Origin of the sequence: Bacillus sp. AFS017336 (genome assembly GCF_002555445.1) — a bacterium.
Classification (GTDB): Bacteria; Bacillota; Bacilli; order Bacillales; family Bacillaceae_G; genus Gottfriedia.
This window is the reverse complement of sequence record NZ_NUCO01000012.1, coordinates 1-22314: the sequence shown is the minus strand read 5'-3', so window position 1 is coordinate 22314 and position 22314 is coordinate 1. Positions and strand designations below refer to the sequence as shown.

General features: G+C 30.4%; 24 protein-coding genes. 11 read left to right on the top strand and 13 right to left on the bottom strand.

Annotation, left to right across the window (positions count from 1 at the left end):
• Window positions 1–64: 64 nt before the first annotated feature.
• Window positions 65–814 (bottom strand): AbrB family transcriptional regulator, encoded by a 750-nt coding sequence (locus CN601_RS05975; protein ID WP_257131626.1) that lies wholly within the window; start codon window positions 812–814, stop codon window positions 65–67.
• Window positions 815–933: 119 nt separating this feature from the next.
• On the opposite strand from CN601_RS05975, the gene CN601_RS05970 reads away from it, so the two are divergent.
• Window positions 934–1833, top strand: a complete 900-nt coding sequence (locus CN601_RS05970; protein ID WP_098170463.1) for a tyrosine-type recombinase/integrase — start codon at window positions 934–936, stop codon at window positions 1831–1833.
• Between the two features lie 185 nt (window positions 1834–2018).
• Here the strand turns inward: CN601_RS05970 and CN601_RS05965 are convergent, their stop codons facing one another.
• Window positions 2019–3401, bottom strand: coding sequence for an SNIPE associated domain-containing protein (locus CN601_RS05965; protein ID WP_098170462.1), 1383 nt, complete (start codon window positions 3399–3401; stop codon window positions 2019–2021).
• Window positions 3402–3932: 531 nt separating this feature from the next.
• On the opposite strand from CN601_RS05965, the gene CN601_RS26850 reads away from it, so the two are divergent.
• The 4 genes from CN601_RS26850 (at window position 3933) to CN601_RS05950 (ending at window position 7037) form a co-directional block, all read left to right on the top strand.
• The gene (locus tag CN601_RS26850; protein WP_179865451.1) at window positions 3933–4091 is read left to right on the top strand and encodes a hypothetical protein; all 159 of its coding nucleotides are present in this window, start codon (window positions 3933–3935) and stop codon (window positions 4089–4091) included.
• Between the two features lie 112 nt (window positions 4092–4203).
• Entirely contained in the window at window positions 4204–5670 is a 1467-nt protein-coding gene (locus CN601_RS05960) for a DUF5677 domain-containing protein (protein ID WP_098170461.1), read from the top strand.
• Entirely contained in the window at window positions 5657–6778 is a 1122-nt protein-coding gene (locus CN601_RS05955; protein WP_098170460.1) for a hypothetical protein, read from the top strand. The genes CN601_RS05960 and CN601_RS05955 overlap by 14 nt, the downstream gene beginning before the upstream one ends.
• Window positions 6779–6794: 16 nt before the next feature.
• Window positions 6795–7037 (top strand): hypothetical protein, encoded by a 243-nt coding sequence (locus CN601_RS05950; protein WP_098170459.1) that lies wholly within the window; start codon window positions 6795–6797, stop codon window positions 7035–7037.
• A 348-nt stretch (window positions 7038–7385) separates the two neighbouring features.
• On the opposite strand, the gene CN601_RS05945 is transcribed toward CN601_RS05950, so the two are convergent.
• Window positions 7386–8315, bottom strand: a complete 930-nt coding sequence (locus tag CN601_RS05945; RefSeq protein ID WP_098170458.1) for a restriction endonuclease — start codon at window positions 8313–8315, stop codon at window positions 7386–7388.
• 116 nt (window positions 8316–8431) lie between these two features.
• Window positions 8432–8602, bottom strand: a complete 171-nt coding sequence (locus tag CN601_RS05940) for a ribbon-helix-helix domain-containing protein (protein WP_098170457.1) — start codon at window positions 8600–8602, stop codon at window positions 8432–8434.
• Window positions 8603–8709: 107 nt separating this feature from the next.
• Here CN601_RS05940 and CN601_RS05935 point away from each other — a divergent pair, with 107 nt between their 5' ends.
• The gene (locus CN601_RS05935; protein WP_257131631.1) at window positions 8710–9312 is read left to right on the top strand and encodes a helix-turn-helix domain-containing protein; all 603 of its coding nucleotides are present in this window, start codon (window positions 8710–8712) and stop codon (window positions 9310–9312) included.
• A gap of 183 nt (window positions 9313–9495) precedes the next feature.
• Window positions 9496–9978, top strand: coding sequence for a hypothetical protein (locus CN601_RS05930; RefSeq protein ID WP_098170455.1), 483 nt, complete (start codon window positions 9496–9498; stop codon window positions 9976–9978).
• Window positions 9979–10398: 420 nt separating this feature from the next.
• Here the strand turns inward: CN601_RS05930 and CN601_RS26845 are convergent, their stop codons facing one another.
• From CN601_RS26845 to CN601_RS05905, 7 genes are all read right to left on the bottom strand, one after another.
• Window positions 10399–10542 (bottom strand): hypothetical protein, encoded by a 144-nt coding sequence (locus CN601_RS26845; protein WP_179865450.1) that lies wholly within the window; start codon window positions 10540–10542, stop codon window positions 10399–10401.
• A complete protein-coding gene (locus tag CN601_RS05925) occupies window positions 10542–10730 on the bottom strand; it encodes a hypothetical protein (RefSeq protein ID WP_098170454.1) in 189 nt (62 codons plus the stop codon). The genes CN601_RS26845 and CN601_RS05925 overlap by 1 nt, the downstream gene beginning before the upstream one ends.
• 2 nt (window positions 10731–10732) lie before the next feature.
• Window positions 10733–11020, bottom strand: coding sequence for a hypothetical protein (locus tag CN601_RS05920; protein ID WP_098170453.1), 288 nt, complete (start codon window positions 11018–11020; stop codon window positions 10733–10735).
• 344 nt (window positions 11021–11364) lie between these two features.
• Window positions 11365–13188: a phage/plasmid primase, P4 family gene (locus CN601_RS05915; protein ID WP_098170452.1), complete on the bottom strand. Its 1824-nt coding sequence runs from the start codon at window positions 13186–13188 to the stop codon at window positions 11365–11367.
• A 2-nt stretch (window positions 13189–13190) separates the two neighbouring features.
• Complete coding sequence (locus CN601_RS26840; protein ID WP_179865449.1) at window positions 13191–13355, bottom strand: hypothetical protein; 165 nt, start codon at window positions 13353–13355, stop codon at window positions 13191–13193.
• Window positions 13345–13524, bottom strand: coding sequence for a hypothetical protein (locus tag CN601_RS05910; RefSeq protein ID WP_098170451.1), 180 nt, complete (start codon window positions 13522–13524; stop codon window positions 13345–13347). Before CN601_RS05910 ends, CN601_RS26840 begins: the two co-directional genes overlap by 11 nt.
• Window positions 13525–13599: 75 nt before the next feature.
• Window positions 13600–14514 (bottom strand): hypothetical protein, encoded by a 915-nt coding sequence (locus CN601_RS05905; protein ID WP_098170450.1) that lies wholly within the window; start codon window positions 14512–14514, stop codon window positions 13600–13602.
• Window positions 14515–15371: 857 nt separating this feature from the next.
• Here CN601_RS05905 and CN601_RS05895 point away from each other — a divergent pair.
• Window positions 15372–15581: a hypothetical protein gene (locus tag CN601_RS05895; protein WP_098170448.1), complete on the top strand. Its 210-nt coding sequence runs from the start codon at window positions 15372–15374 to the stop codon at window positions 15579–15581.
• Window positions 15582–15692: 111 nt separating this feature from the next.
• A complete protein-coding gene (locus CN601_RS05890; RefSeq protein ID WP_098170447.1) occupies window positions 15693–16244 on the top strand; it encodes a hypothetical protein in 552 nt (183 codons plus the stop codon).
• Window positions 16245–16616: 372 nt separating this feature from the next.
• Here the strand turns inward: CN601_RS05890 and CN601_RS05885 are convergent, their stop codons facing one another.
• On the bottom strand, window positions 16617–17078 hold the full coding sequence (locus tag CN601_RS05885; RefSeq protein ID WP_098170446.1) for an AbrB family transcriptional regulator: 462 nt from the start codon (window positions 17076–17078) through the stop codon (window positions 16617–16619).
• Between the two features lie 251 nt (window positions 17079–17329).
• Here CN601_RS05885 and gndA point away from each other — a divergent pair, with 251 nt between their 5' ends.
• Complete coding sequence (gene gndA / locus CN601_RS05880; RefSeq protein ID WP_098170445.1) at window positions 17330–18736, top strand: NADP-dependent phosphogluconate dehydrogenase; 1407 nt, start codon at window positions 17330–17332, stop codon at window positions 18734–18736.
• A 79-nt stretch (window positions 18737–18815) separates the two neighbouring features.
• Here the strand turns inward: gndA and zwf are convergent, their stop codons facing one another.
• Complete coding sequence (gene zwf / locus CN601_RS05875; RefSeq protein WP_098120111.1) at window positions 18816–20318, bottom strand: glucose-6-phosphate dehydrogenase; 1503 nt, start codon at window positions 20316–20318, stop codon at window positions 18816–18818.
• A 648-nt stretch (window positions 20319–20966) separates the two neighbouring features.
• Here zwf and CN601_RS05870 point away from each other — a divergent pair.
• Window positions 20967–22223 (top strand): cation:dicarboxylate symporter family transporter, encoded by a 1257-nt coding sequence (locus CN601_RS05870; protein WP_098120110.1) that lies wholly within the window; start codon window positions 20967–20969, stop codon window positions 22221–22223.
• Window positions 22224–22314: the final 91 nt, after the last annotated feature.

Genomic DNA, 22314 nt, shown 5'->3' with positions numbered 1-22314 from the left:
TGTATTTTTATAAGTTTTCTCCCCGTCAACCGAACCCGTTAAAAGTAACTCCCCTTGCTTTTTCTTATTCATTACTGATTCGCTTAAGCTTACTTTCCTGTATCCTCGACCTAAAAATATATCTTAATAAATAGGGGACTACGATAAAGATAAAAAGTGTTCTAAATAGTTGATAGCACATAATGACAGTTATATCCGCGTCTACTTCCTTTGCAATAAGTGCCATTTGATCCATTCCGCCAGGCGCTAGACTTAATAGGGCGGTTATATGATCAATGGTGTGAATATGAGTTAAAAAGATACTAGATAAAAGTGAGAAGGTTAATAAAATTACGCCACTTAAGATTGAAACTAAAACTATTTTTAATTTGTTAGCTAATTTTTCTGGTTTCAATAATAGACCAATATAACTTCCCATCATTAGCTGAGAGCAGTTCAAAATAACAGATGGTAATGCAGGGCCATGTAGTCCAGATAAATTAATTATTATTGAGGCAACCATCGGACCTAATAGTAATGCGGTTGGAAAATTTATTTTCTTCCCCAATAGTCCAAGTAAAGTACAAGCAATCGCAAAAATAAATATATTTGGGAATAAGCCATGCCAGCTTGCTGATGAGTGATGAATTGCTTCTGAAATTGCATTTTTATGAGTATCAAAAAAAGGGCTGAAAATTAGTAGGGGTATCATAAAAATAATCATCATAAGTCTCGAAATTTGTAGGAAAGTCACAATAGTAAAATCCACATCTTTTATTTCTTCTGCAAGGGCGATCATTTGACTTAAGCCACCGGGGATACTTCCTAATAACAAACCCTTTGCTAGTCATTGTTATGACGTTAGGATGGGTCTTAGGAGCAGTCTACGTATGTGTTTGCAGTAGTAGTTAAAATAATTTGAAGAGTACTATCATAATTATACGGAGGTATTCTATGTCATTTGAAATCATTGATGTTTATTTATCAGATATGGATGCAAAAGGTCATTCACAAACTACACTAAGGACAAAACGTAACATACTATCACCTTTTTCAGATTGGCTCAAATTGAACGGAATGGATATAGAGAGAGTAACACCTTTAATTATCCAAAAGTACCTTACATTCAAACGAGAAACAGTTAAGAATACCACTTTGAACAACATCATAAAAGTATTGAAAACGTTCTTTAAATGGTGTATTGAAATGGAAATTTACAAATCTAATCCCATGAGTAAAATATCAAGGTTGCCACAAACTAAAACAATGATACGTACATTCTCTGATAATGATATTAAACGTATGATTAATTTCTATAACGGAACAGGATATTACCCAACTAGGAATAAAACAATGCTTGTAATGTTCATTGAAACAGGGATCAGGAGCAACGAATTGATTAATATTAAGTTAGAGGATATTATGAGTAACGCAATTAAGATAACAGGAAAAGGAAATAAAAACAGAGTAGTCCCAATTTCAAACCATCTGAAAAAGCAACTATTTAAATATCTTAGAGTACGTGAAAAATATGCCCATGCTCGAACTACAAAGGCTACATCATTTAAGGTACAGAATAATCCTTACTTGTTTGTTAATAAGCATGGTAATAAGTTAGGATCAAAAATACCATTGAGAGTTTTGCAGAAATGTGGAGAGGGTATTGAGGTAGATTTATTGGTTCATAGTATCAGACGTTATTACATACAAAAGATGAATGAACATTGTGATTTATTTACAATCATGAAATTGGTGGGGCATGACTCAATAGAAACTACACAAATATATCTAAACAGTACGGTTGATGAAAAGATACTTGCAAAAGGATTAAACAGTCCATTAAATAATATTTAAGGGTGTCCTAATGGATACTCTTTTTTATTATTCTCATAGATTAGAGAGATGAATGTTCTCCTGTTAGATTAAAAGTTTCTGTTAAAACAAAAAAAGACTGCCGAAACAGTCCATTGAAATTGTACTTGCGCGTTGGAAAACGCAAATTTATTTACCATTTTAATCTAAAAAGTAGCGTATTCAGTTCAAACTTCTTGAGTAACTTTTTGATTAATTTCAAGAGTTTTTCTGTACTCAGAAGCAACAGGTATTCTTGTAAACTCAACAGTATTGTTGTGATTTTTCTTCACTATTTCTTCAATTTCATCAAGAGTAACTTTAAAAAATTCTTTTCTTTCATTGATTTTATTTACTCTATTCGAATTTAGCGATTTGTGAAGTTCACTTTCAAGCGTTGGGGCATTATCACTAAATATCATAGCGTGGACATCAAACAAAAACGGAACAGATGCACTTCCAAGTTCTTTTACACGATCCATAGGTTCTAATCGTCTTGTCATACCAATTTTATAGACATTTTCTCCAAAAGATCCTATGTTTGAGATAATATAAACAAAACCAGCTCTTGTATTTTGTTCACGGTTTAGAACATCTTCTTTATCTTTGTTTAGTATTTCCAATTTATCTTCATATTCACGAATCTTATCTATATAAAGCATTTTCTCAACTTCAATTGAAGTGTTTTGCATATAAGTCATCAATTTTTTTATTTCATTTTTAAATTGTATTTCATCTTTTTCGATTTTACGTTTTTTAATTTCAATTTCTTTTCGTACTTTTTCTTCTTCTAACATTTGCTCTTTAATCGCTTTTTGTATCTCTTTTTCTTCTTCACGTTTTAATTCAAATGTATAAATTAAATTTAATTGCTCTAATTTTATCTCTAGGAGTTCCATTGAAAGTTGGACACCATCTGTGGAAAAAATCTTGTTTATTGAATCAAAGGAACGTTGAATTTTTCCTCGAAGAGTATCAATGTTTTTAACAGTTGTTGATAGTGTAATATTATCACACTCAGAGTTGAAACATCTTAGAGCCTGTTTAATGTTATTGTTAATTGTCTTTTGTGAAGAAGTAGAAGAAACTGAATAAGCATTATTTTCTTTTATTAAATTTTGTTCTTTTGCCTTCAAAACACTTAATTTATTCTTACATTCTTCTGAAGTAATACTATCGTAATCAGAGTAGTCATATGATTTTAAAATCGCATCTACTTTCGCACCTTCAATTTCTAAAATAAGATCCTCTTTATCTTTCTTTAAAGATGATATAGTTTCTTCCAATTTCCTTATATTAGATTCATTTTTCTCTTTTAATTCACGTACTTCATCATGATATTTTTCTCTTTCATCTGAAATTGCATCTCTAAAGTCATCTAAATCTTGTTGAGCTTCTTTAATATGAGTTTCATAGACTTGAATTTTCTTAAGTTTCTCTCTTAAAGACTTATTATCTTGCCATTTAAGAACTAGTAAAACTATACCTGCAATTCCAGGAATAATTAAAAACCAAAGTGAAAATAAAAGACAGATAAAAATAGTGGATAAATACCATTTTTGTTTGTGCATAATGACCTCCAGTATTAGACAATTATTAAATTACACATCTTTTTAATTATATAGGCACATTTAATTATGAACAACCATTATTACAATCTTATTTATTCAAAAATTCTTTAAAAAGAACAAAAACTTGAGTTAAAATCTTAATGTATATGTAAACAATACTAGGAACCTTACAGAAAATCGATGATGGGAAGTACTCAATTTGAAAAGGAACATCTAGGAAACTAGTAGATAAGGATCAGAAGGCAATACAAAAGCTAGACATCTTGTTTGAAGAAGATGAGAGAGATTCTTTTTACGGTCTTTTGATATGAAGTTCTAGAATTTCAAAAAAATACAAGATAAACTAAATAATGGTAAATATTTAATTAACGGGGTGGTAATTTTTAATTATCATATTGGAACAACTAATGAAACCGATTCAAATGAATTTTTAAAATGGTTATGGGCAGAAATTGCTAAAGAATTTGGAAAGTGTGCATGGATATATATGCCGTCTAAACAGTATAAAAAAATAGAATTTTCTTTGGTTTCATGAGTATTGGAGTAGGTGAGTTTGAAGTAAGTATCTTATATAAGATTAAAGGAATTATTGACAATATATATTTTGAAATAAAAGAAGATAGTAAAATTTCTGATCTTAAAGAGATTACCGTTTCGTTCATTATGACTAATGGCAGTTTAGTTGCATAAGGTTATTGTTGTATTTGATGAATATGTACAAGAACTAGATATCGCTGTTTGGATATATATGTTAAAATGGAAATAGTTTACAATTTTATTTTTATTTGGGAGAGAAAATAAAATGAATTTTAAAAGTAAGTTAAGTGACCATGTTATAAAAAAAGGGAAAGTAATCACACCTTTAAATCATGCAATGGGAGATACGCTATCATTTAATTCATGGGCAAAAGAACGATTGCCAGAATACATTTGGCTAGCACTTATTCATAGTTACTACGGACGTTCTGATGCATTTGCAATTTGTTTTAAAATATTGCAAGAATTTCGAATAAATAACATTGACTTAGAAAGACCAAAATTTTCAACTATTTTTAATTTAGATAACACAAAAAAGCTTAAAGCTTTCGAAATAATATCTGAAATTATCGATGTAGAAGTATTATCTCCACTAACGCTTTTATATAGAAGAAGGGAATACCCAGAATTTAATGACTTTTTTTATATCGAAGATATGTTAGTTGAAGAGAAGATTGAAAGATTAAACCATATTATGAAAACATACTCAGAACACCAATCTAATGATGCTACAGATTTAAGATATATAGTAATCTCAAACTTATTTATTAATGGTAAAATAGTATGTTCATCTGATTTGAAGCATACACCGGACGCTATTAGGCATTACCCTGAACATGACCATGATGATGAAATAATGAGAATGTTTAGACCTAGTATTAGAAGTCTAGAGGGACTGGATATTGAAAACACTAACCAACATTTTATTAGTAATTTTAAAAAGGAGTTAGCTATGATAACACAATGCAACCCTGTATACATAGACTTTGGGGCTACTAAAATAGGTAATGAGGAACTAATTAATGACATCTCAAATGCATTAGCGTTAAACGTTAGTTTGAATAAGGAAATTTTAATATCAGATAACAAGTATGAAGTTATGGTTGGCTCAATGTACTATTCGCTTAAAATTTTTAAAGAAATATCTGAAATAGACCACGGATCTTCAATATTGGGAAGACACGGTATTAGAACAATAGTAGAAGTTTATATAATGATGAAGTACTTATTGGTTAAAGAAAGTAATGACCAAGAAATATGGGGTAAATATAAATTATATGGAATTAGTAAATATAAAATGATCCTCCTTAAAAATAGAGAGTTTGAAAGTGATATAAAACATTTTGTAGGGCCAATTGCTGAAGCAATAGTAAATGAAATACAGTCTGAAGAATTTACTGATATAGATTTAACATATTTTGATAAACAAGGTATAAGAGAGAAATCTATAATTGTTGATGAGAAATTATTATACGATGTGTATTATGATTATGATACAAATTATGCTCATGGATTGTGGGGAGCAGTAAGAGAAAGCGTAATGTTAATTTGTGATAATCCTACTCACTATTATCACTGTGTACCTGACACGAATTTTAATCAAACATTGCCAAGTGTAATATACGATTGTGAATTTATATTTTTTAAATTACTTACCATTTTTAATCAGCAATATAAATTACCAGATTGGTTTATAGAAAAATATAAGGAGAAGTTTAATGAAAACTCTTAATTTAGGTGAGCTTAAAGTTATCCAAAATGAATATGCAATGCTAATAAAGAGTTATTCAGATACTTTTTCTTCATTGGACTTTGATACATTCATGGTAAATTCTTTTATAGAAGAAGTAGAAATTTTCTGGTTAAAAAGGTTGGATTCAATAAGACTATTGCTAGAAATGTTAACAAAAGATAACGAGTGCTTTATATTATCAGGTGCAATCTATTTAGGATGTAAGGACAATGAGCATTTCCCTTTAAAAGCTTTGGGGGATTATCAATTTATGTATGATCCCTTTATTAAAATGGAGCCTTTTTTTAAATCTAATATTAGTCAGATAGGAACACAGAATAATATTGATTTTTTTGCTAAGGTATACACAGATACATATAAAGTATTAACAGAATATGAAACAGACTTTATTATATTGCCTTTGAGTTACCTATCTTGGAACCATGAAAAAGAAAATCATATTAAATTTTTACAAGAAGTTCATCTAAACTTTTTATCGGGAATTTTAGGAAAAAACATTAGCTCCGATGAACAATTTAGAGAACTATATAGAAGTTTCGAACAAATTGAAAATGACTTAAATGAATTTTATTTACAAAACTTGATTTTTAATGGGATTGAAGACGAAAGACTACCTATTGGAGAAAGAATAAATAATTATATTAAAAAGAATTTACCACCATTATCAAATAGTTCCGAACCAGACAAATTTATTTTTGCTACGTTCACTATGATTGGACAAATGACTGATATTTTACTTACGTCAAGTCAATTGAATTTAATTCCTTTTATTAGATATGATGTAACTTTTAGATATTTCTTAATAATGAATAGTATTCTCAAAGAAGATGATGAAACTGAAGTAATGTTAAATAAAAGTATTTTGTCGCATATATTTTACGAGAATTTCCCAACTTATTTCTTTACTAAAATAGAGTACAATGAATACATTAAGAAGCTTAAGGAGTATAGCCTAATTCAAGATGTTTATAAACGTTTGGATTTGAAAAATAAGAGCTTACAAGACTATAAGTTAACAGAAATAGTTGATGTTATTAGAGATAGGTTTAATAATAGAGTATTAAATAATCTTTCGCGAGAAGAGTAATTCAAAAAAACCTTCAATGAAGGAAGTTGCTTTTATTTTTTACTCAAATATAAAGACTCAAGAAAGAATAGAGACTATTGAAACAAATATAGATGATTTAGATACAACTGATTCTGACGCACTTATTGAATTAGAAACAAATATCGAGGAAGTACAAAGTGAAGTTGAAGAATTATCTAATCAAGTAGAAGAAATTAACAGTAATATCGGTGATATTCAACTTGATTTAGATGAAGTATGTGGCGAATTGTTTTATTAATTGTCTTCTAATAACTTGAAGAAGAATTTAAATTAGATTTAATGAATCTCTTATGAGGTTCTTTTTTTATTGTCAAATTTAATTAACTTTCAATTTGCATGGGGGTTTACATATTCTTTTTCACATTCTGTTACATTCGATATTGCACACGAAAAAAGAATATGTAAAAGATATTGATTTAAAAAGAGTTAATAAAATTAATTGTTTATAATATTGATCAATAGGTGAATGATATATTTATGAATATTAACTAAAGAATAGATTGATATTTTGAAAAAAAAAGACTGCCTAAATAGACAACCCAATGAATCTCTTAAATATTAAAAAATGTTCTACTGATAAGAAAAATTAACCCTTTGTTTTCAATCCAACTTTCAATCCATAAAATTGAACATTTTTTATACCACTCATTTTTCCTTCATTTGAAAATTCCTTTTCTTCTATTTCTTGTACATAATATTGTGTAAGAAATTCTTCCCAAGAAATGTCAGAATAAACAGATGAAGCTTTTTCTATTAGAGTCTTTCTTGACCATACAGTAACATTTAATTGTTTTGCTAATTTATAAGCTGGTTCAGTAAGGAATGAATTTGTAATTACCATCGCTTTATGACATTTGTAAGCATCTTTACCTGTATATACTTGCTGAACGGCAGAATTACTAACTTTATTTTTCATCCGTTTACACTGTATTGCAACTTTTTTTCCTTGCTTATCAATCGCTAATACGTCAACACCATTATCGCCTGTTGCTTTTGTTAATTTTACATCTTTATATCCTAAATTTCTCAATAAGTTTGCAACATATATCTCAAAATCAATTCCACTAAGTTGATCGATTACATCAATGTTTGAGTTTAGTTTTTGATATTTCTTTTTTAGTCTTTGTTTAAAATGAGTAACTTCACTTTCTACCTGTTCTATTGTACGTAATTGTTCTTTACGAAAGTTATCATAAGTAGTAAATGGGAGTTGTTTTTCGAACGATCCGATAAATACAGAAAAAGTTCCGAATGTAGCAAAACATAGAAAAAAAATTATTAAACCATTCCACTCATTATTCCAACTAGTCCATAATAGTAAACCGAGTATAATTGTATAGATAAAGTAATTTCTCCGATTTTTCCTATTTTCAATTTTAATTTCTTTTAATTTTGCATCATAATTTTCAGCTTCAATCCTATAAGATTTTTCTACAAAGCATTCTAAACAAAAATATTCTATCTTGTTTTCTACAACTCTTTCTAATTTATCTACAAAATGGAATTGACATTGCATTCAAATTCCCCCTAGTAACACTACTTTTAGTAAAACACTCATTATATAAGTTGAATTTGATAAAATGTATTTTTCACCATATCAACAACATACTTTATTATTTCTTTAAATATACATTAATCGTTCTTCTTTGTATGTTTTTTTATTAAATCTTCAATTGCTTCATCTAGTAATTTAGATTTTGGAATTCTTGTTTCATTAGATAACTTTTCAAATTTTTCATAAATATTAATATCCAATGTGCTAGAAATAGTCTTTCTATTTTTCAATCCTCTGTTGTTATTCATAAGATCACTCCTTATGTTTTTATTATAAATTATCAAGAATCTGCTTGCAACTACATGTAGTTTATTATAATATATGAATATACATTAAGGGGAGTGAGGTGAAAACAATGAATGGATCAGTTGTAACAAAAGTAGAAGATATTTTTGAACAGGGGAATTTGCATATGTCTACTAAATTAAGACATTTCGGTGGGCAAGGACAACAAGTAGTTAAATATATTATGTCAAAATTACGTAAATATAAAGGTGTGTTTTTTGAGTCTAATTCTACAATTGCAGAAAATGTAGGTTGCTCTATTAGAACAGTTCAAAATACTATCAAACGTTGTGAACAATTGGAGATATTCATTGTTTCTTCACGTAAAGAAAGTACGTTAAATGGTAAAATGCGTCAAACTACAAACAAGATTCAATTATTAACATACAAAATAGTAGAAGTGGTCAAGGAAGTAGTAGAGGAAGTAAGAAAAGTCGTGAAAGTAGTAAAAGAAGTAGTAAGGCATGTTTCACAAAACGTTTCTAGTGTATCGAAAAATGTTGCGTCAAGTAAATCATATTATAACAACGCTAAAGCATACAGTAAAAAAACAATAAGAAAGGAGATATGTCCAAATTGGTTAAAAATGGAATATGAAAAACCTATAGAAACAGTTTATATTCAAGCTGAACGTGATCGTTTAATGAAGGAATTAGAGGTATTTAAGCGATAACATCGTGTTAAATTAAATTATATTGAATGTTTATTTTAAAATACATTTTTTGTCATATACATCAAAAAGGTATAGATATAATTAAAATAGAATATTTTGAGTAAACAAATTAGACCATGTGATATTTTTGGGAGATTAATTGATTGGTTGAATAAAAATAAAAACATAGGAGAGTAATATGATATGGAAAGAAACAGAGATGATATGGGAATAAGTCGTAAGTTTGCAAAGGGTTCAACACATCAAAACGCAACAGGCAAATTCACCATCATGGATAGATTTAGAAAAGAAAACATAACATACCTTGAGTTTCAATGGTTGAGTGGTGAGAAAACTGGTGAAGTAGAAGTAAACAAAGAGGGTAATATGAACGCCTCTATACATAAATTTAACGCATCTAGGGGCATAACTCCTGCAGTTCAGTATACTGAGAAGGTTGAGCCATTCGTTGAAAAGATTGACGAGATATTAGACAAGGTTGAACAAACTCGAGATTGGTTACAACAAACTGCAGTAAAATTTGATGAGTTTACGAAAATCATAGACAGACAAAATAGTGTAATTGAAAATCTAGTTAAACAAGTTACCTATATTTCTGAAAAGAATCAAGCTTTAATAAATCAGCAGAGACTTATGGAAAAGATACTAGATGCTTTTTCAAAGTAATAACATAACAATATAATAGAACAATTACAAGGCATCTATTGAGGTGCTTTTTTATTGGCAGTAGGAAATATTAATACTTTGTATTTAAATGTATATTCTTTTCTAGTACCTAATTTAAATGTATAGTGAGATACTGTGGTATAAAGTAGGGTGCGACACTATGTAAATACATTTCTATGTATAAATACAAGTCATATTTCATTATTGTCATTGTCATATGTTTGAGTGAATACGCATTCTTTATATGGACTTTTCTTCGTTTTGCATATTTTCAACCCCCCCGGGTGTTTCAAGTGATTTTAACGATTTCACCACCACCACGCCTCCACAGTAAGACAAAATTTTTCCCCTTTACTCACTTCTTTCCCGTTACCTCATTGTTAACAACACAATATAAAAAGAGGGTAAATCCATGTAGGACTACCCTTTATTGTGCACCTTTGCAATGTAATTATCAATCCATGTAGCAGAATACCCCATGATAGATAGTTTTTGACGTAATTGTAATTCCTTTTGCTTATTGTAACTTGAAGTTGTAGGAGAATAATTCTCTTTTTCAGACATCACCTACCACCACCCTTAAATTGTGATTTACTCTTTTTCCATGCCTCAATAGTCTTATCAAATACCTTACGATAAGTTTCCTCTACTAAAGGATCATTAAATTGATGAGTTTGCAATACCATTAAATCCGTAACAATATTGGACAACATATCATGTAATTCCTGTTGTTTAAAATCATGCATTTTCATTATCATAAACCTCCCATTCTACGTTCATATTTTTGTTTTGTTTCAAGGTACATAGGATAGAAATATTTCTTCATACCTCTACCAATTTCACGTAATCTATATATCTTACAATGTTCTAAAATATCCTCAAAATCATGAGGTAAGGTATCATAATTATCTACATAGTTTTTTGCAAAGTTAGACAATCCATCGTATTCCCACACATCACAATTATTGATATAGACTACATTGACATATACAAAGTGTTTCAATGACATTCCTTTATAGAATCGCTTTTCACGAGTGTACATATATTATTTCTCCTTTAATTGTTGTTTTTATTGATGCAAACCTTTAATCAATGTTTAATCATAAAATGATATTTAATTGATATTTAATTTGCTTTAGTTTGGATCAAGAATGGGTTACTTTTTTTGACACCTTTTCAAATTCACTCAATCCCTTGTAGCAGTAGGGATGAGCAGAAAGTTACAAAAAACTTTTCAAAACTTCTACGTATTACTATATACATTCATAGGTATATAAATAATTTATTTAAAAGAATAAAAAAGTAAAAAGTAACTTTCACTCAATCCCTTGAGGCTCTAAGGGTGAACCTCATTTGAAAACGTAACCCAAAAAGTAACCGTATTGATTAATCCTTTGATATATAGACTTTTGCTGTTTTTCCATTGATTTTCTTTGCACCTACTACAAGGTTGAACTCATTTTGAATAGTTTCTTGTAGTAGCTTTTTAGATTGAACATCAACCCCATTCTCGATTGCCCATACCTCATATTCTTCATGGATAATAGGGGGGCGTTTACCAATAAAATCCTCTGCCTCATAATCCCCAATAAATTCTATACATGAGTTATTGTCGAAATGGTACTTATCTGTAAAATCTTGAACTACTTTTGAGATTGTAAATTTACGATTTTGGTAGAGTGTAAAATATGCCTCTACGATTAACTTAGTCCAATATTTCATCGCCTCATCAGATGTAACCTTTTCTGAGAAATTAGGGTCATATGTTGTAGGTTTGTTATACATTGGACACCATAATACCCTACGTTTCCATGATTCACCTTTTTCATTGGTTTTGAGAATATGGTTTGAAGTATATATATGTGATGCAGTAAGAGTTACCTTGATAGGTTGCTCATATAATCTACGCATCTCAATTTCATCATATCCTGTTGCATTTTTCAGAGCAGACATTGTTGCACCCTTGATAGGTTTTTTCTCAATATCATCACCGAAATTAGCTAATTTACCTTTTGTAGAATATTGATATTTTTCATCATGGATTTGTTCCAATTTAACAGTAGAGTAGTTATTACCCCCTAAGAACTTACGTGCAATAGAGAATAATTGACCTTTGCCATTACCACCATCCCCAACATAAAGGATAACCTTTTGAAAGTCCCTACCACGTTTGACATTCATATTAGTGATTAAAGCATGACCAATACTCTCAAGAATCATTTGACGATAATCCTGATCCCCACTAGTTAAAGTATCTAAAAATTCTTCAACGATAGGAACAACTTCTGCATCCTCATCATATTCCCAATCAATATAATGGGGTGTAAACTCTTTTGAATTAATTTCATAGAATTGTCCATCACGCAAGATACCATTTTTTAATTTGACATCGAACCCCTTTGGATTGTCTTTTTCATTGAACAAGATAAAATTCATTTGTCCAATTACTTCCTCAATGTAGCGAATTTTTTGCCCCTTTAAATGGGATGCAATAATATTTTTAAATTCAGAGGATGCTATATATTTAGTACCATCGTATGAGTAAAGGACATCACCATATTTGACAATTTTTAACTTTGTAATTAATTGCATTGCTACTTCGTACTCACCATCTTTTTCTGCACGAATCTTTTCATCACGAGTAACTGTATTTAATTCATCGATATCCATTGGTTTTGCAAAGATATGATTATTGACAAATTGTAGAATCTTTTTATAGTTCTCAATGGACATAATTTTAAATTTCAATGCGTGTAATTTGTTATTCCTACCGTCACCCTCATCAAGTCCATTCATATCCTCAATACCATTAATATGTTTGAAGAAAGTAGGGAATGGCTCACGTTTACCATGATTATCAATATCACGCAATTTTCCATCACGTTTAATAGTTACACCATTAGGACGTTGTTTAACTGTAAATGCCTCAATTTCAAAACCTAATGGGCATATATAACGGGACTTATTCTTATGGTGTTTTGGCTTTTCAAAGTACATATGACATCCCTTAGTAGTCCACACAATCTGCGTATTGATATTAAAGTTTTGGATCAACTTTTCAATTGTTGGTTTTGGTAGATTATCAATATCAATTACAATTTCATTATCCTGCAGTAAGTAGCCACAATCTGTAAACGTTTCATGCATTGGGGACGTATCTGCACCCTTTAAAGCGTGTTTTTCACCTTGTTGAAATTCAATGTATGCCATGATTATTCTCCTTTTTCCTTTTTCATTTCTTGATATGCATCATTCACCATCTTTTCTAATTGCCATGTCATTGAACGGAAATTATCCTTTGCCATTTCTTGCAATTTTGCCTTTGCTTTTTTACTAATGCGAATGTGAGTTGTTCCACTGTTTTCATTAAAATTCATTTTTCATATCTCCTTTTGCTTTCTTTCTACGTTCCATTTCCTTGAATACTGTCTTACGAATAAATGCCGAACGATTCAAATCATTTTCTTCACAAAAACGATTAATTTCTTCTAAATCCTTCTGCGATACTTTAAACGATAATGAGATATTTAACCCTTTGTCTTTCATTTTCCATTTCTCCTTTGTGGTTGATGTGACACCTTATTTGACAAAATAAAAATTGTTCTTTACATCTATTACTTTTTAAGTACCGAAATTGAGTAATTCTTGTTTATTTAATGTAATTAAATTTTCAATCACTTCAACTTTTTCAAGAGGTTTGTAGAATGTCTTTCCATTAGGATTAATTCCACGAGTTGAAAATTCTTGTTTATATTGACCAATTGGTAGTTCGTCAAACGGTTTAATTGGAAGTAATGTAGAATCATAGTTAGGATCAATAGTTTCAATCCATTCATACGAACCATTTCCATCACCAAAACAATCATCGTATGCAGTAGCACCCAAATTAAGAATCTTACGTTGTCCATCCTTCATAAAGTGAATAGCTAATTGTATATTTGAAGGTTTGCGTTTTAATTCATCATGACGATTCCAATGTTTTAATGTTTCCTCATCGATCTTTTTAGTTGCCTCAATTTTTGTCATATGTTTAAACACGTATTGAATAGATTTCCATTCCGTTTCAGTTAAATGTTTCTGTATACGAGCAATTCCACGATTTGCCGAACGATTAATAGAGTTTTGTTGCTTGTCTAGACGTTTAGCAATTTCATCCTCTGTCAATTTCTGAAAATAGTACATTTCTAAAATCTCATATTGTTTTTGATGTGTAGGGGTCTTAAATAATGCCTTTACCTTTTCCATTAATTTAGGATCAGGAATTTGAATTGATGGAGTAGACACCCCAAACAATGAATATCCTTCTTGACCATATTTAGGATTGTGATAATTGTGTTGTGCTAATTCCCAATCGTTATATTGTTGTATATCTAATGCCATTTCATGACCGGTAACAATATCTCCACCATCTTCAAATTCGTACATAGCACCTTGACAAGCCCGATGGATGCGATTAAATGCATCTACATAATTGTTTTGTTCTTTTAAGTGTTGTTGTTCAGATTTGTTCCTTCCACGTTTTAATGATTTTTCCAATTTCATTTCCTCCTTTTGATTTTTACCCTTCTACTCTAAATAAAACGAGAAACCCTCAATTCTCACAAAAGACCCTCTCAATAGAAATAAAACGAGTTACGTCCAATCTGCATAAACCCTCTTACTTATCTGTCGTAAAAAATTGTTCAAATTCACAATTACCTATTGGAAGTACCAAAATGATCCCTTGGAATGCACAAAAAAACTACCTGAAAAATTAGGCAGCTCTTTAAATTTTTTTATATTTTTTTCAATTTTGGTACTTAAAAAGTAATAGATGTAAGGAACAAAGAAAGGAGCATTTAAATGGATAGGCATCAATGCAAGATAGAAAACATTAAATTAAAGCTAGAATATTATGAAATGCTTTTACAGGATCGATTGGAATATAGTCATAAATCATGTTTTGTATCAGAGGATGTCAATACAATAAGAAATCTCATTTTGATGTATCAGAAGATGTTACGAGAATTAGAGGGACGTTCGTGATGTGCTAGCAGGTATTAAATGATAAATGTTTAGTGCCTATTATGGACGTTGTGAAATGTCTAACAGGAGCGGAAACTCCTAAGTAGTTTTCTAAGTTTAGTTTAAAGTTTTCTAATTTCAACCTTCCTACCTTCTTATTGTGGTTTTTCTAGTGACATTTGAATTATCCTTTTTTTACTTTCATTTTTCTTAGGACACCTTACTTGCGAATTGTAGGGTGTCTGTTAGAGATTTGAAAACTACGGAAATAGTTTCTTATCTCAAACATTCATGATTACTCTCCTTGTTGTTTTTAGGTTCTATTAGATGCGTTCCTTCAACCTTCACATCTAGTACGAATCGATAAAACCTTTAAGGAGGTGATAACAATGATGGAACATAGAACTATAAATGGTAAACAAATTGAGATTGAAACACGTATTTTTCCCAATGAAGTAGGTACTAAAGAGAACGCTTGGAATGGTACTAATATCAACTTAATTCGAGAAAATGCAAAGAAAAAAGCACAGGCAAAGAAACAAACTTCTCATGATGAACTTGAGAGGGAATTACAATTATTACGATTAGGTAGATTGTAGTTTTTAATGGGTATCTCACATTGATAGGCTATCAAGGGCGATGTTGATGTTGGGGTATCCACTAAAGGCTATAAATGGTCTTTAAAAAACAAAACAAAAGGGGAAATAAAAATGGGTAAAAATTATCAAGTAGTAGAGAATTGTAAACAGTACACTGAAAAGAAAGACAAGATTCGTAATGCAGTAGAATTAACTGATAGTCGTATTGGACAGATTCATCAAGAAATTGAAGGATTGAAACAAGACTATTTAAAATCTATGGATGATGCTTTGTTATTAAAAATCAACCAATTGAAAAATGAACAGGATACGCTTGTAGAAACTTTACCAATAAAGAGGCAGTTAGCTAACAAGCAGAAAGATAGTCATTATGAATTAACTCAACAGGATCAACAAGATATTAAAGCAATGAACGAACACTATACAAAGAACCTTCGTGCAGATTCAGATAAATTGTTCAAATTACTTGATGATGCAGAAAAGTTAATTGACAAGATGGAAAAAGAACATGATAAGGTACGTCAAGAATCATCGACATTAGCCTCTATAATTGGAAGTGCTACAGGTAACTACTATACTTATAATGAAATTACAGGATTCGGTCAATTAGATATTCCACGACGTTTAGAAGACCTTGCACACAAATCACACAATATTCGATAAACTATTTCAGACCTAGCATTCATTTGTTGGGTCTATTTTATATTGCACGTTTGTCAGAAGCATTTTAAATCATCGAGAATTAAAAGTGAAGGTGGTTGTTCGTTTGGAGGTTATTAATAGGCTTGTTGAAGAATGGTACATCGACAATTATGGCTTTGTAGAGGATCAGGAATGCTACTATGATGATGTCACAGAGGAAGTAGTAGGAGGTAGGAATTAATGGGATTTGTATTCTTAGTAGTTTTTCTATTAGGTTGTTTATTCTTATTTGAAAGTTCGTGAGGGTGTCCTAAGTGTGGGGCATCTTTTTTTTGTACAATCAATAATTGATATTTGTTTCTATGATATAATTGGTAGTATCCTTTAAGTATTTTAACATGAAACCACCATTGTATTCGTAGCATCCTCATAGTTCTTTTCGTAGGAGCGTGTAGTTGACGTTCTTAAGCCACCGGGGATACTTCCTAATAAAACAGTAGGATAATGTATATTAAATAGTTTTGAAATAATTATTGAAATTGCAATTGTAAATAGAATTAGAAGGAAGGTCATTAAAAGCATAGATGATAATTGATATCCGATTTGAATAAAAGTTGAAGCAGTGAATGATAGCCCAATTGTATAACCGATTATAATCATCGCAGAATCACGAATTTGACTTGGCCAGTATAATTTTATTCCTTTAATTTTAGAAAAAATAAGTACAAAAAACATTGGACCTAAAAGCCAAGGGATTGGTAGGTTAATTAATTGAAAGATCATTCCGCCTATAATTGCAATGATTAAAGTAAGTAATAGTTGAATCCACTTATTATTGTTGTATTTTAATACCATTTTTTCACTTCTTTTCAAATTATAAAATTTTAATGAACATTTGATGTTTACATTTATTCAACGCACTAGTTGTGATAATATCATTATTGACCTTAAGTTTATGGTATGCAAGGATTTTGATTAGTCAGATGCTTTTTTGGGTGATTAACAGGATAGCAAAACTAATCGGAGGATATATTAATTATAGTAAATATTTTACAATTATTATGTATCTAACCTTTGCAAATTTTAATTAGAAGGGACTAATTGAATTGGCTAAACAACAAATAGGCGTTATTGGTTTAGCAGTAATGGGGAAAAACCTAGCTTTAAATATTGAAAGTAGAGGTTTCTCAATTTCTGTATATAACCGATCAGTTGAAAAAACAGAAGAATTTTTAAAAGAAGCAGAAGGAAAAAATGTAGTAGGAGCATTTTCAATCGAAGAATTTGTAAATTCTCTTGAAACACCACGTAAAATATTAATTATGGTAAAAGCTGGTGCTCCAACTGATTCAACAATTGAAATGTTATTACCACATCTTGATAAAGGTGACATTTTAATTGACGGTGGAAATACATATTATAAAGATACTCAAAGAAGAAATAAAATGTTGTCTGATAGTGGAATTCATTTTATTGGTACAGGCGTTTCTGGTGGAGAAGAGGGTGCTTTAAAGGGGCCTTCAATTATGCCTGGTGGACAAGAAGAAGCATTTGAACTAGTAAAACCGATATTTGAAGCGATTTCTGCTAAAGTCAATAATGAACCTTGTACAACATATATTGGACCAGATGGCGCAGGTCACTACGTTAAAATGGTTCATAATGGAATTGAATATGGAGATATGCAATTAATCTCAGAAGCTTACTTTTTATTAAAAAATGTTCTTGGCTTAAGTGCTGATGAGCTACATCAAGTATTTAGTGAGTGGAATAAAGGTGAATTAGATAGTTATTTAATCGAAATAACGGCTGATATTTTTACAAAAACTGACGAAGAGACAGGTAAACCACTTGTTGATGTTATTTTAGATACAGCAGGACAAAAAGGAACCGGTAAATGGACAAGTCAAAGCACACTTGATTTAGGCGTACCAACTTCTATTATTACTGAGTCTGTGTTTGCAAGATTTATTTCTGCAATGAAAGATGAACGAGTAAAAGCAAGTAAGTTATTATCTGGTCCGTCAACTAGCTCATATACTGGAAATAAAGAGCAACTGATTGAAGATGTTCGTAAAGCACTTTATATGAGTAAAATTTGTTCTTATGCTCAAGGATTTGCACAACTAAGAGCTGCATCTGATGAGTATAACTGGGATTTAAAATACGGTGAGATCGCCATGATTTTTAGAGGCGGATGTATTATTCGTGCGGCATTTTTACAAAAAATTAAAGAAGCATATGATCTTGATGCGAATCTTTCAAACTTATTACTTGATCCTTATTTCAAAGAAATTGTAGAGAGCTATCAAGGCGCATTACGTAAAATTAGCGTTGTAGCAATCGAGGCTGGTGTACCAATTCCATGTTTCTCTGCTGCATTAGCTTATTTTGATAGTTATCGTACTGAAACGCTTCCAGCAAACTTAATTCAAGCACAAAGAGATTATTTTGGTGCACATACTTATGAACGAATTGATAAAGAAGGTAAATTCCATACTCAGTGGACTTAATTTTAAGTTTTAATTTGTTCATGAACTAAAAAAGTTCCCCCCTCTACATTAAGAGGGGGGAACTTTTTAGTCTTTAATTTCATTCTTTGTGTTCATTTAATCGATCAGAAACTGGCCACCATTTATGACCATCAACAGTCAATAAAGTATCAGCTTCATTTGGTCCCATTGAACCAGAATTATAAGTTGTAAGTGGTGCTAAATTTTGGTCCCAAGCTTTAGAAATCACATCAACAAAGCTCCAAGAGTATTTTACTTCATCCCAATGTGTAAAGTTTGTTCCATCACCTAACATACAATCATAAATTAATCGCTCGTATGCTTCAGGAGTATTAATACAATCAACACAATTATTATTAAAAGTTAATTGAATTGGTTTTGTGTATCCTTCAGAGCCAGATCTTTTTGCGTTTAATTGTAAAGTAATGCCTTCATCTGGTTGAATATGTATAATCAATAAATTTGGAGACATAGGTTCTTTTGTATTGTAATAAAGATTCATTGGAATATCTGAGAATTGTACAATAATCTTCGTAGATTTTGTAGCCATTCGTTTTCCTGTTCGAATATAGAATGGAACACCTGCCCATCTAAAATTGTCGATAAAAAGTTTTCCTGCTACAAATGTTTCAGTTTGTGAATTTGGATCAACATTGCTCTCATTTCTATATGCAGGTACTTCTTCAGCGTTAATTACACCAGCATCGTATTGTCCACGAACAAAATAATCTTTAACTTCGTTTTCTTCAATTTTTCGAAGTGCCTTAAATACTTTAACTTTTTCACTACGAATTTCTTCGGTTGTTAATTTAATAGGAGGCTCCATTGCAAGTAAAGCTGCAACTTGAAGCATATGATTTTGAACCATATCTTTCAAAGCACCAGAATTCTCATAATATTTTCCACGATCTTCTACACCAAGAATTTCACTTGAAGTAATTTGGATATTGGAAATAAATCGATTATTCCAAAGCGGTTCAAACATCGCATTCGCAAAACGGATTACTTCGATATTTTGAACCATTTCTTTACCTAGGTAGTGGTCAATACGGTAGATTTGATTTTCTGAAAATGCTTCACGAATTTCATCATTTAATTCCATAGCGCTAGGCAAGTCATGACCAAATGGTTTTTCGATAACAATTCGACTCCAGCCTTCTGTATCGGCTAAACCATTCTTTTTTAACTGCTGAGCAATTGTACCGAAAAACTCAGGTGCCATTGCCAGGAAGAAGATACGGTTACCAGGAATTAAATAATGGTTATCTAAGTTTGTTAATAAATTGCCTAATTCTATGTATGATGATGCTTCCAATACTTCAAATTGATGATAATAAAAATGAGATAAAAAGCTTTCAATTTCTTCTTCAGAAGTCGCAATTGATTTAATTGATTTTTTCACAGTTTCACGAAACTCATCATTTGACCAAGGTCTTCTACCAACACCTACAACCGCAAAGCCTTCATCAATTTTTTGACTTAAAAATAATCTATATATTGAAATAAAAAGCTTTCTTTTTGCAAGATCTCCTGTTGCGCCAAAAATTACGATTACTGCTTTAGGATTTACTTTAGTTTTCAATGAATTTACCTCACTTCTTCAACATAAATTACTAACTTATTTTAGTAATAATCAAGGCCGATTATACAAATAATGTAAAATCCCTTTCAAAAAAATGATTTGAAAGCATTTTCATCAATTATTAGAAAATAAATTAAATTACCAAATTATTCATCTTTTATCATAAACAAAACGAACAGTTTCGTAAACAAAAGTCTTGATAAAATTAAAACATTTTTCTACTTTTTTACTTGAAAATAAAAGGTTTAAGAGCGAATTCGATAATACACGACTTTTTGCTTATTTGACAATGAATTAATGGTGAATTTTCAGATTGAAAATTAAAAATAGATTAAATAAAGATAAGAGAAATTTGATAAAATCTCAGTTTTCTAGTAGAATTGAATTAAGTTAGTGTAATAATTTGGAAAATATAGTAAAATTGATATGAAAATGTTTTCAAAAAAATAATCTTTTTAATACTTTTTTTGATGTTCAATATTGAATTGAATCCTCAAAAAAGTTTATAGATGGGTTTTAAAAAAGTTCCATCGAAATCTTAATAAGCCAAGAGTGCTTAAAACCATTTAAACTATTTAAATGGTTTTGTTATTTTTTTACAATGTATTACTACTTGGCAAACATTCTACTATAGGAGGGACTTTTATTATGAAAAAAATTGGCTTAGCATGGCAAATTTTAATTGGTCTTGTAATCGGGATCATTGTAGGTGCAATTTTTTATGGGAATCCAAAAGTTGCAGATTATTTACAACCAATTGGTGATATCTTTTTAAGATTAATTAAAATGATTGTCATTCCAATCGTTGTATCAAGTATCATTGTTGGTGTTGCTAGTGTTGGTGACACAAAAAAACTTGGACGCCTTGGCGGAAAAACTATCCTTTACTTTGAGATTATCACAACAGTTGCGATTTTAATTGGTTTATTAGTAGCTAATATTGTTAAACCAGGTGCTGGTGTAGATATGAGTATTCTTCACAAAACAGACATAAATACTTATGTTGAAACAGCCAAAGAAGTGAAGAGTCATGGGTTTGCGGATACATTTGTAAACATTGTTCCACCAAATATTTTCTCAGCTTTTGTTGAAGGGAATATGTTAGCGATTATCTTTTTCTCAGTTCTATTTGGTCTTGGAATAACAGCAGTAGGAGAAAGAGGAAAGCCAGTATTAGCATTCTTCCAAGGAACAGCTGATACAATGTTTTACATTACAAATCAAATAATGAAATTTGCTCCATTTGGTGTATTTGCATTAATTGGTGTAACAGTTTCAAAATTTGGACTAGAATCATTAATACCATTAGGAAAATTAATCATAACTGTCTATTTAACAATGGCATTCTTCATCGTTGTAGTATTAGGATTAGTAGCCAAAATGGTAGGCGTTAATATTTTTAAATTTATTAAATTAATTAAAGATGAGCTGATCTTAGCATACTCTACAGCAAGCTCTGAAACAGTTTTACCAAGAATTATGGAAAAAGTTGAAAAATTTGGTGTGCCTAGATCAATTTCTTCATTCGTAATTCCAACAGGTTACTCATTCAATCTTGATGGATCAACTTTATACCAAGCATTAGCAGCAATTTTCATCGCTCAAATGTACGGTATTCATTTATCAATCACAGCTCAAATTTCACTAATGTTAGTATTAATGGTTACTTCAAAAGGTATCGCAGGAGTACCGGGAGTATCATTTGTAGTATTATTAGCTACATTAGGTACAGCTGGAATTCCGGTTGAAGGACTAGCATTTATTGCTGGTATCGACCGTATTCTAGATATGGCTAGAACTGCAGTAAACGTTGTTGGTAACTCATTAGCAGCAGTTGTTATTGCTAAGTGGGAACGTGCGTTTAAACCAGAAGTGGTTGAAAGTGATAATAACGTTGCAATGTAATTAAAAAAATAGATTGAAAAGAAGATGTCCCACATGATTTTGTGGGACATCTTTTTTTATTAAAGAGAAAATATTTAACTCATAAAGGGTT